Origin of the sequence: Devosia sp. (assembly GCF_028290645.1) — a bacterium.
Taxonomy (GTDB): Bacteria; Pseudomonadota; Alphaproteobacteria; order Rhizobiales; family Devosiaceae; genus Devosia_A.
In genome coordinates this window covers 1-10,232 of sequence record NZ_JAQGJL010000030.1, presented here as the reverse complement: position 1 = coordinate 10,232, position 10,232 = coordinate 1, and the positions used below count along the sequence as shown (strand labels likewise).

At 68.0% G+C, this 10,232-nt stretch carries 11 protein-coding genes, 1 tRNA gene and 1 pseudogene; 6 read left to right on the top strand and 7 right to left on the bottom strand.

The window, feature by feature from the left end:
- On the bottom strand, window positions 1-634 hold a 634-nt coding region (locus JWQ89_RS01950), incomplete at its 3' end, for a catalase (RefSeq protein ID WP_299637942.1).
- A gap of 455 nt (window positions 635-1,089) precedes the next feature.
- Between JWQ89_RS01950 and JWQ89_RS01945 the strand changes: the two are divergent.
- Window positions 1,090-1,610 (top strand): annotated as a pseudogene (locus JWQ89_RS01945) (aminotransferase class I/II-fold pyridoxal phosphate-dependent enzyme).
- Window positions 1,611-1,717: 107 nt separating this feature from the next.
- Here the strand turns inward: JWQ89_RS01945 and JWQ89_RS01940 are convergent.
- From JWQ89_RS01940 to hemC, 5 genes are all read right to left on the bottom strand, one after another.
- Window positions 1,718-1,793: transfer RNA gene (locus tag JWQ89_RS01940), tRNA-Thr, on the bottom strand.
- Between the two features lie 99 nt (window positions 1,794-1,892).
- Complete coding sequence (locus tag JWQ89_RS01935) at window positions 1,893-3,293, bottom strand: heme biosynthesis HemY N-terminal domain-containing protein (protein WP_299637940.1); 1,401 nt, start codon at window positions 3,291-3,293, stop codon at window positions 1,893-1,895.
- Window positions 3,290-4,633 (bottom strand): hypothetical protein, encoded by a 1,344-nt coding sequence (locus JWQ89_RS01930; RefSeq protein WP_299637938.1) that lies wholly within the window; start codon window positions 4,631-4,633, stop codon window positions 3,290-3,292. The genes JWQ89_RS01935 and JWQ89_RS01930 overlap by 4 nt, the downstream gene beginning before the upstream one ends.
- A gap of 24 nt (window positions 4,634-4,657) precedes the next feature.
- Window positions 4,658-5,380 (bottom strand): uroporphyrinogen-III synthase, encoded by a 723-nt coding sequence (locus tag JWQ89_RS01925; protein ID WP_299637944.1) that lies wholly within the window; start codon window positions 5,378-5,380, stop codon window positions 4,658-4,660.
- 15 nt (window positions 5,381-5,395) lie between these two features.
- Window positions 5,396-6,331, bottom strand: coding sequence for a hydroxymethylbilane synthase (gene hemC / locus JWQ89_RS01920; RefSeq protein ID WP_299637937.1), 936 nt, complete (start codon window positions 6,329-6,331; stop codon window positions 5,396-5,398).
- Window positions 6,332-6,400: 69 nt separating this feature from the next.
- On the opposite strand from hemC, the gene tsaD reads away from it, so the two are divergent.
- The 5 genes from tsaD to JWQ89_RS01895 all read left to right on the top strand — a co-directional run bounded on the left by tsaD (window position 6,401) and on the right by JWQ89_RS01895 (window position 9,741).
- The gene (tsaD, locus tag JWQ89_RS01915) at window positions 6,401-7,462 is read left to right on the top strand and encodes a tRNA (adenosine(37)-N6)-threonylcarbamoyltransferase complex transferase subunit TsaD (RefSeq protein WP_299637935.1); all 1,062 of its coding nucleotides are present in this window, start codon (window positions 6,401-6,403) and stop codon (window positions 7,460-7,462) included.
- Window positions 7,452-8,417, top strand: coding sequence for an NAD(P)H-dependent glycerol-3-phosphate dehydrogenase (locus JWQ89_RS01910; RefSeq protein ID WP_299637933.1), 966 nt, complete (start codon window positions 7,452-7,454; stop codon window positions 8,415-8,417). Before tsaD ends, JWQ89_RS01910 begins: the two co-directional genes overlap by 11 nt.
- Before the next feature lie 2 nt (window positions 8,418-8,419).
- Entirely contained in the window at window positions 8,420-8,707 is a 288-nt protein-coding gene (locus tag JWQ89_RS01905; RefSeq protein WP_299637932.1) for a YciI family protein, read from the top strand.
- A 10-nt stretch (window positions 8,708-8,717) separates the two neighbouring features.
- The gene (locus JWQ89_RS01900) at window positions 8,718-9,143 is read left to right on the top strand and encodes an EVE domain-containing protein (RefSeq protein ID WP_299637930.1); all 426 of its coding nucleotides are present in this window, start codon (window positions 8,718-8,720) and stop codon (window positions 9,141-9,143) included.
- Window positions 9,144-9,315: 172 nt separating this feature from the next.
- Window positions 9,316-9,741, top strand: a complete 426-nt coding sequence (locus JWQ89_RS01895; protein ID WP_299637928.1) for a DUF1761 domain-containing protein — start codon at window positions 9,316-9,318, stop codon at window positions 9,739-9,741.
- Here the strand turns inward: JWQ89_RS01895 and JWQ89_RS01890 are convergent.
- A complete protein-coding gene (locus tag JWQ89_RS01890) occupies window positions 9,738-10,139 on the bottom strand; it encodes a PIN domain-containing protein (RefSeq protein WP_299637926.1) in 402 nt (133 codons plus the stop codon). The genes JWQ89_RS01895 and JWQ89_RS01890 overlap by 4 nt on opposite strands.
- Window positions 10,140-10,232: the final 93 nt, after the last annotated feature.

Here is a 10,232-nt window from a genome sequence, read left to right as displayed (position 1 = left end):
AGTTCCGCTCATTGGCGGCATTGATCATCGAGAAGGTGTGGCTGCCGAACAGATGCATGTGTCGGAAGCTTCGCGGGATGCCGCGGTCGGACATCACGACAGTCACCTGGTGCAACGACTCCGGCAGCAACGTCCAGAAGTCCCAGTTGTTGTCGGCCGAGCGCATTCCGGTGCGCGGATCGCGCTTGATCGCGTGGTTCAGGTCCGAAAAGCGGAGCGGATCGCGAAAGAAGAACACCGGCGTATTGTTGCCGACGATGTCCCAGTTGCCTTCCTCGGTGTAGAACTTCAAGGCAGTACCGCGGATATCGCGCTCGGCATCCGCCGCGCCACGCTCGCCAGCCACCGTCGAGAAACGGACCAGCATCGGCGTCTGCTTGCCGACCTCGGAGAAGATCTTCGCCTTGGTGTAGCGGCTGATATCGTGGGTGACAGTGAAAGTGCCGTGGGCACCCCAACCCTTTGCATGCATGCGGCGCTCGGGAATCACCTCGCGGTCGAAATGGGCCAGCTTCTCGATCAGCCAGATGTCCTGGAGCAGGGCCGGACCCCGCGGGCCCGCAGTCTGAATGTTGGTGTTGTCAACCACGGGCGTGCCGGTGGCGTGGGTCATGGACGGCTTACGGTCGGTCATGAAATAATGTCCTGTGTTCGAGGCGTAGTAATTCAGCAACACCACAGCCATGCAGCAGCTTTACTATGGGCGTTGCCCCTGGAGCATTGACGGGGAACGTCGGGAAGAAAAACCAGAACACATTCTTTCGGGGATGACTTTTGCCCCGTGGGCTCGATTGTCCCGATCTTGCGCAATCGTGCGGCGAGGGGGCGACCGCCTTTAGGCGATGCTCGCAACATAGGCGCAGTTGTTGCGGAGAGCCCGTGTCGCGAGCGCAACCCTGCAACAGGCCGGGCAACAGCCGACGAGCACCGCAAGTGCGGCATGCCTTTCAATGCAGGCGGCAGCAACGAGAGCGTTGTCCCTGCCTGGGCGCGCCGATGGCGCTCTTGCTCCGGCCTGCACGGAAATTCAGCATCTGCTGATGGGAGGGTGTCTTGGACGACCGTCTTGGGGATCGCAGCACCGGCGGCCTGACGAGCTATGACGGCTTCTTCGCCGCGGCGCTGGCACGGCTCGGGGGCGAACGCCGCTACCGGGTGTTCGCCGATCTCGAGCGGATCGTCGGCCGGTTTCCCTTCGCGATCTGGCACTCCCCTGAAGGGCCGCGGGAGGTGGTGATCTGGTGCTCCACCGACTATCTCGGCATGGGCCACCACCCCAAAGTGGTTCACGCCATGGTCGAGATGGCGGCCCGGATGGGGACCGGCGCCGGTGGGACGCGCAATATTTCCGGCACCAGCCGCCAGCCGTCCCCGTGCTGATCGGCGATCCGGAGAAATGCAAGGCGGCGAGCGACCTGCTGCTCTCCGACTTCGGCATCTACATCCAGCCGATCAACTATCCCACGGTACCCAGGGGGACCGAGCGGCTGCGCATCACGCCGGGACCTTTGCACGAAGACGCCCTGATCGGTCGGCTGGTCGAAGCCCTGGTGGAGGTGTGGGCGCGCCTCGATGTCCAGCGCGAAGTCTGGGTACAAGCGGCCGAATGACGGCCGAAGCACCGCAACGACGACATTCCGGCCTTCAAGGGCAGGAGTTGCCGCGGCGCTGGGCCATGAGGCCCCCGCGACCGGGTTGCAGTGAGTGATCCGGAAAATGGTGCCGCATAGGTGACTCGAACACCTGACCCCATCATTACGAATGATGTGCTCTACCAACTGAGCTAATGCGGCCTGACCGGCGCGAGCGTTGCGCCGGATCGGGGTCTAATACAAGCGACGCCGGTCACGCGCAAGAGAGCTTAGCGCAGCTTTGCCGGCAGAGCCTGGAGGTCAGGTCTCCGGCAGCGCCAGAGGTCCGCCCTGCGGCCTTTCGGGCTCCGCCGGAGCCGGTGCGGGCTCGCTCGGTGCACTCTGGGGCAGCGCCGGGGTCGCGCCGGTGCGGGTTGCCACGGCGCTGGTCGGCACCCGCCATTCGAACGCATCGAGCTTGCCGGTCACCGGCGAGAGCGGTTCCCATTCCTCGGCGGTGATGCCGTCGGCGGTCCACACCGGATCGCGCGGGGCGCGCACCGCGCGGTTCAGCCAGTCGCGCGCCTTGCCCTTGTCGCCCGACTGCCCGTCCTCGATCTCCGCCATCAGGAGGCACACTGCCTGCGACGGGTTGGCGCTCGAATAGCCGGCTAACGCCTGCCGCGCCGCCACCCAGTCGAAGGCATCGATCGAGGCCCGGGCGAGGACCAGCGCGCTCGCCTTGTTGGGCGGCGGGCTGTCGATCAGTTCGGTCACCCGCTTCAACCGGTCGAGGGCCGAAACGCCGGGCACCGAATTGGCGAACAGGGTTGCGACATCGGGATGCGAGGTCGCCCGCCATACCCGGCGGAGGAGGCTCATCGCCCGCCGCGCTTCGCCGCGATTGGAATAGATGCGGGCCGCGATCAGCGCCGCCGGGACGAAATCGGGCTGCAGCTTCAGGGCCGCCAGCGCATGTTCGAGCGCCGCGTGCGAATCGCGCCCTTCGGCCAGCTGCGCCCGCGCCGTCTCCACCACCGCCTGCCGGCGGCGCTTGCGCATCTTTTCCTCCCGGCTCACCGCCTGCTCGTCGGCGATCATCCGGTAGGCATCGTCCCAGCGCCCGTTGCGCGTCAGGTCGTCGAACACCGCCTCGCGCGCCCAGGGCGCCTGCGGCGAGATGTCGATGGCCTTCTGCGCGAAGGTCAGCGCCGCATCGAGCCGCCCCTGCTGCCGGGCCTGGTCGTAGAGCCCGGAGAGTGCCGCGAGCGCGGTCTTGCGGTTGGTGATCAGCGCCCGGTAGTGCTCGCGCGCCGAGTGCATGTCGCCGAGGACGAGGTCGGCCCGGGCTTCGAGCAGCTGCGCCGCGGCATTGCGCGGCAGGTTCCCCCGCGCCTCGCGCGCCAGCTGCCGGGCCCGGTTGGCGTCGCCGGCAGAGAGCGCGATGAAGCCGTCCGACAGCGCCATGTAGCCGGCATCCTTGCGCCGCTCGCGCGCATGCCGCGCGATGTAGTAGGGCGCCGCGATGATGCGCTTCAGGATTCCCCAGATGAGGATGATCAGCACCACCGCTGCCACGGCGAGGAAGGCCGCGACGCCCAGCCGCGGCTGCATGCGGAAATCGAGGAACTCGATGGTGAGCGTTCCCGGCAACCCGATGAGCCAGGCGATCGCCGCGGTGACGAGGAGGCTGCCGATCAGCCAGTAAGCGAGCCGGATCAAGGCGTGGCCTCCGCCGTCGGTGTCAGCGCCCGGGCCCGCAGATCGGTCATGAAGCTCTCCGCCGCGGCGAGCTTGCCGATATCGGCGCCGGCCGGACCGGCTCCCGCCTGCATCGCCGGCGGCAATTGCGCGAAGAGCGAGGCCGCCGTCGTGAAATCGCGCCGGTCCACCGCGCCCTCGAGCCGCGAGACGATGGCCTCGGGACTGTCGCCTGCCACCTCGCCGACCGGCCGCAGCGCCAGGAGGCCCTTCAGCCATTCGACCGCATCGGCGCCCATGTCGCCGCTGCTCACCGCTGCGCGTCCGGCGAGGATGTCCGGCACTGCCGCCGAGAACTGCGCCGCCACCGCGTCGGGCCGCGGCAGGCCTTCGGCTGCCGAAGCCGCGATCACATCCGGGATGGCGAAGTCCGGCAGCAGCGCCTTGAGGCTCTGCAGTTCCACCGCGTAGGGCCGGCCGTTGGCGATGGCGTTTTCGAGCCCCGACACCACCAGCGGCAGCCGCACCGCCGGGCCGATATCGGTCCCGCCCAGGGTCTGCGTCGAGATCGCGGTCCGCGTCGCCGCGACGTCGCCCTTGAGGCTGTTGATCTCCCCGTCCGCCGCCCCGACCCGCTGGTCGAGCGCCGTGAGCTGGGTGCGCAGATCCGTGATGCCAGCCTCGATGCTGCTGATCGACTGCGTCAGCGCCGTCGCATCGGCGCTCGAAGCCCCGGCGCCGATCGCCGTAACCCGGTCGCCGAGGGCCTTGAGCTCAGTCTCGAGCGGCGCCAGGTCGACCGGTGTCGCCGCCGGCACCGCCGCAACCTGCTGGCGCACTTCGCTGAGCCCGCTGTCGAGCTGCGCAATCGTTGCGTCGAGGCTGACCTGGGTGCGCTTGCCCTGTTCCTCGACGGCCGCCAGCCGCGTTTCGATGTCCGAAAGGCTGGTGTCCTGCGCATCGAGGCGCGCAGCAGGATCGGCGATCGCTGGCCGGCTGTCGGGCAGCGGCAGCCAGTTGGTGAGGACGTAGACCAGTCCGGCGCCAAGCAGCGCCCCGGCCACGGTGGCGATCGAAATGGCGCTCCACGGCATGGCGAGCCGCGCCTGCGGCCGCGGCGGCGGTGGCGCCGCCGGTCGCGACGGCTCCTCCACGGCTTCGGGCGCCGCCTGCGGAGGCGGCTCGGGCATGGCCCGGGGCGATGCCTCGATGACAGCCTCGGCAGGTGCCGCGGCAGCCGCCTCGACGGCGGCTTCCGCCGCCTTGCCGCGCGCCGTCGTCGCCGCAGCCGGCTTCCGGGCCTCGCGCGCCTTGAGCTCAATGACCGGCGGCTTGACGGGCCCCGACTTGCGTTCAGCCATGCGGCATTTCCTCAGCTATTCCGGTCATCTAGGGTTTTGGTCGCGCGCAAACTGTAAGGCAAGCCCCATCATCGCCTCTTCGCTCGGGTAGTCGGCGAGCCCGACCCGCACGAAATGGGCATCGAGCAGCGGCTCGGCAACTGCCTCGGACAGGCAAAGCACGCCGAGCTGCGCCCGCCCGTGCCGGTCGAGCACCCGCTCCGTGAGCCGCACGAAGGTCTGCGCGGTGCGCTTCGAATAGAACAGCACCGCCGCGATCTCGCCGCCGAGCTGCTCGGCGATACCCGCCGGCAGCGCCGCTATCGGGTTCATCGCATAGACTTCGGCGGTAATCACCATGCGTCCGAACGGCGCCAGCGATTTGCCGAGATCCGCCGACATGTCCCGCGCCGCCGGATAAAAGATCGGCCCTTCGAGCGGGGCGTGTGCGAGGAGTTCCACCAGATCGGCGAATGCCCCCTCTGCGCTGGTCACCTGTGCGAAACCCAATTCCCGCGCCACCGCCGCCGTCCGGTCGCCCACCGCGTAGAGCAGCAGCCCGGTATAGCGGGCGAGCACCCCGCGCTCGTCGAGCGCCCTGAGCGCATTGGCGCTGGTCACCGCCACCGCCGCAAAACCCTTCGGCTCGGGCAGCCCGACATCGAGCGTCTCGTGCACCAGCAGCGGGCAGCCGACCCCCTCGATGCCGAGCGCGCCCAGTCGCGCAGCAGTATCGCTCGCGTCGGGGTCTGGCCGGGTCACGAGCATTTTCAATGTCAGCGCCTATCCTTTGAATTGCAGCTGGAACTCCGGCCCCGCCTGTTCCAACAGCTTTTCACCCAGTTGCGTTCCGAGTTTGACGGCGTCGGTGGCCGCCCCCTCGACCGAGCCGCGATAAAATTCGCGCCCGTCGGGGCTTAGGAGCTCGGCGGTCAACCTGCACCAAACCCCATTCAATTCGGTAAACGCACCGATCGGGGTTCGACACGATCCGTCGAGCGTCTTGAGCAGCGCCCGCTCCGCCGCGATCGTCGTCGCCGTGGGCGAATGGTTCAGCACGGCCACCAGTTCCGCCGTGCGCGTATCGCTCTCGCGGATCTCGATGCCGATCGCCCCCTGCGCCGGCGCCGGCGGGAAATCGTGCGGATCGAGATAGGCAGTGATCTTGTCCTGTTTCCCCAGCCGGTTCAGCCCGGCGACGGCGAGCAGCGTCGCATCCGCCACCCCGGCTTCGAGCTTTTGGAGCCGCGTATCGACATTGCCGCGGAACGGCACGATGGTCAGGTCCGGCCGGGCCCGCAGCATCTGTGCCGCCCGCCGGATCGAGGACGAGCCGAGCCTGGCCCCCTCGGGCAGGCTGGCGACGCTGTCGAATTTCAGCGACACGAACGCATCCCGCACATCCTCGCGCTCGAGGAATGCCGCCAGCACCAGCCCGTCGGGCAGCCAGGAGGCGAGGTCCTTGCTCGAATGCACCCCGAGATCGATCTCATTGGCTTCGAGCGCGGCCTCGATCTCCTTCGAAAACAGCCCCTTGCCGCCCGCTTCGCTCAATGGCCGGTCGGTCAGGCGGTCGCCGCTGGTGGTGATCACCCGGATCGCGATGGCATCGAGCGGCACATCGTGCGCCTCGGCCAGCAGCCGCTGCGTCAGTTGCGCCTGCGCCAGCGCCAGCATCGACCCGCGGGTCCCGATCCGAAGCAGCGGCGCCGATTGCATTGTTGGACACACCTATTGTAGGCCAAAGCGGGCTGGGCTTACCGCTTACCAAGGAGCCGGACAAGTTTGATGAGAGTGCTCGGCATCGAAACCAGCTGCGACGAAACCGCCGCCTCGATCGTCGAGCGCGACGACGCCAGCGGCCGTGCGACCATTCTGAGTAATATCGTGCGCAGCCAGCTCGACGAGCATGCCCCCTATGGCGGCGTCGTCCCCGAGCTCGCCGCCCGCGCCCATGTCAGCCATCTCGACCACATCATCGCGAGGGCCGCCGAAACTGCCGGCATGCGGCTCGGCGATGTGGACGCCATCGCCGCTACGGCTGGGCCGGGGCTGATCGGCGGCGTGCTGGTCGGACTTACCACGGCCAAGGCCCTCGCCGCCGCGCTGGGGAAGCCGTTGATTGCGGTCAACCACCTCGAGGCCCACGCGCTCACCGCCCGCCTCACCGATGGTCTCGCCTTCCCCTACCTGATGCTGCTGGTCTCGGGCGGGCACAGCCAGTTCGTCCTCGTCCGCGGTGTCGGCGACTATGAGCGCTGGGGCACCACCATCGACGATGCACTGGGCGAGGCCTTCGACAAGGTGGCGAAACTGCTCGGCCTCGGCGTCCCCGGTGGTCCGGAAGTCGAGAAGATGGCGCTGCGAGGCGATCCGCGCCGCTTCAACTTCCCGCGCCCGCTGTTGAAGGAAGACCGGCTCGATTTCTCGTTCTCCGGCTTGAAGACCGCCGTCCGTCTCGCCGCCGAACAATTGGCGCCGCTGACCGACCAGGATGTCGCCGATATCTCGGCCAGCTTCCAGCGCACTGTCGCCGAGATCGTCGCCACCCGCGCCCGCTCGGCCCTGGCGAAATATGCCACCGAACTCCCCGGCCAGCCGCTCCGCCTCGTCGTCGCCGGCGGTGTCGCCGCCAACCAGGCGATTGGCGCGGCGCTCCGTGAGGCCGCGAACGCGGCCGGCGCTACCCTCATCATCCCGCCGATCCCGCTCTGCACCGACAACGGCGCCATGGTCGCCTGGGCCGGCGCCGAACGGCTGGCGCTCGGCGCCGATGATCCCCTGAGCTTCTCCGCCAAGGCACGCTGGCCGCTCGACAGCGACGATATGGGCCTCGACCATGCCGCTTGACCGCATCGCCATCATCGGCGCCGGAGCCTGGGGCACGGCGCTCGCGCAGGTCGCCGCCATCGCCGGGCGCGAGGTGACGCTCGTCGGGCGCGACCCGGCGGTGATCGAGGAGATCAACGCCCGGCACCGCAACACGCCGCACCTGCCGGGCGTGAACCTCCTTCCCGGTATCGGCGCGACGTCAGTCCTGCCCGATGCCGACCTCGTCATCCTCGCCGTGCCGGCGCAGGCAACCCGCGACGCCCTCCGCGCTGTCGCCGGCCAGCTCGCCGGCAAGCCGGTCGTCCTCACCGCCAAGGGCCTCGAACACCGAACGCTCGACCGCCAGAGCCAGATTCTCGCCGATGTCGCGCCCGGCGCCATCCCCTACGTGCTCTCCGGCCCGAGCTTTGCCGGGGATGTCGCGTCCGGGCGCCCCACCGCCGTCACCCTCGCCGGCGACGATCCGGAGAAGACCTCGGCCGTAGCCGCCGCCCTCGCCGGTCCCACCTTCCGCCTCTATGCCGCCGACGACCGGCTTGGCGTCGAGCTCGCCGGGGCGCTGAAGAATGTCTATGCGCTGGGCTGCGGCGCCGTCGACGGCGCCGGCCTCGGCGCCTCGGCCCGCTCGGCGCTGCTCGCCCGCGCCTTTGCCGAATTGACCCGGCTCGTCGTTCGCATGGGCGGCAGCGCCTCGACCCTCACCGGCCTTGCCGGGCTCGGCGACCTGACGCTGAGCTGCACCTCGACGCAGTCGCGCAACTATCGCCACGGCGTCAGCCTCGGCCGCGGCGAGGCCGCCGGCACCGAGCTCGCCGAGGGCGTGCTCACCGCCCCGGTCGCCAAGTCACTGGCCGACCAACTGAGCATCGACGCACCGCTCATCGATGCGGTAAACCTCCTCATCGGGGGATCCGCCACCATCAACGATATCGTCGCCGGACTGATGTCACGGCCACTCAAGAGGGAAGACTGACCTTGCACTACGCGATTGTTGCCTACGACAAGCCCAACGGCCTCGCCCATCGCCTGGCGGTGCGGCCCGACCACCTGAAGCATTTGGAGACGCTGGGCGACCGGCTGGTGCTCGCCGGCCCGTTCCTCGACTCCAACGGCGACATGGTCGGCAGCTTCATGGTCATCGAGGCCGAGAGCCTGGAGGACGCCGAGGCGACCTTCGGCAGCGATCCGTTCGTCATCAACGGCGTCTTCGACTCGATCACCATCAAGCCCTGGCGGCTGGGCATCAACAACACCAGCAAATGAGGCACCAGGCATGGCCTACTGGCTGATGAAGTCCGAACCGGACGTCAATTCCTACGACGACGTGGTCGCCCGCGGCGTCCCCGAGGAATGGCACGGGGTGCGCAACTACACCGCGCGCAACAACATGAAGGCGATGCGGCTCGGCGACGAGGCGTTCTTCTACCACTCCAATATCGGCAAGGAGATCGTAGGCATCCTCAAGGTGGTGGCCCTCGCCCACCCCGATTCGACCGCCGAGCCCAACGACAAGGGCAATATCGTCTGGGAATGCGTCGACGTGCTGCCGGTGAAGAAGCTGCCGAAGCCGGTGACGCTCGAAACCATCAAGAAGACGCCCGAACTCGCCAACATGGCGCTGGTGAAACTCTCCCGGCTGTCCGTGAGCCCGGTCACCGAGGCGGAGTGGAAGCTGATCTGCAGGATGGGCGGGCTGTAGGCAGGTCTCGGGCATCGAGCGTGGGGCACCCCCACCCTCGATCCCTCCCCCCAAGGGGGAGGGAGGCGCAGGAGCCGCCTGGTCCACAGCCACCGGCCCCGAGAGGCTACCGCTTCCACCCCAAATCAACCTAGCATCCCCTCGCCGCATCGGCGGCACGAGGGGGATAACAATGACGCATTTCGCAGTGAACTGGCTCGCGGTGGTCGTCGCCATGATCGCCAGCATGGCGCTCGGCTACGTCTGGTACATGGCGCTGTCCAAGCAGTGGCTCGCCGCGCTCGGCAAGAAGCCGGAAGACATCGACCGGGCCGACTGGACGCCCTATGCCTGGTCCGTCGTCGTCCAGCTGGTGATGGCCTATTTCATCGCGCTGCTCACCCCGGTGATATTCGGCGCCACCAACGTCACCACCGGCGTGCTGTGCGGCGTCCACATGTGGCTGGGCTTCGTCATCACCTCGATGATCCTCAACCACCGCTACCAGGGCGCCAAATGGAGCCTTACCTTGATCGACGGCGGCTACCTGCTCGGCGTGCTGATCGTGCAGGGCATCGTCATCGGACTGTTCGGCGGCGTGGCCCCGGCCGCGGCCTAGCCGAACGGATTGACGATCCGCAGGCGGCCTGCCACCAGCAGGCCGTCATGCATGTCTTCGGAGTAGAGGGTGTGGCATTCGGCTTCGAGCGCCGCAGCCACCAGCATCGCGTCGTAAATCGCGAACTGATGTCGCGTGACCAGTTCGATCCCCAGGTTGTGCGTGGCGACGGTCATCGGACGCACGCCTGCGGTCGTCCGGGTGATCACCTGCAGGATGTCGAGGATTTCCGCCCACGCGCGCAGCGACTTTCGTTTCGCGACATTGGCGAACTCGTTGAGGACCTGCACGCTGATAAACGGCCGCTCGAACAGCATCTGCTCGGCGACAGCGGCCTTGGGGGCGTCGCTCGAAATCAGGTAGAGCAAGACATTCGTGTCGCAGAAGCTACCGCTCATTCGCCTCGTCCCGGTCGAACTTGAAGTCGGCCGGTAGGCTGCCCCGGTATTTGCGCAGGCTTTCGATCAACTGCTGCTGCGAGGGCTTGGGCA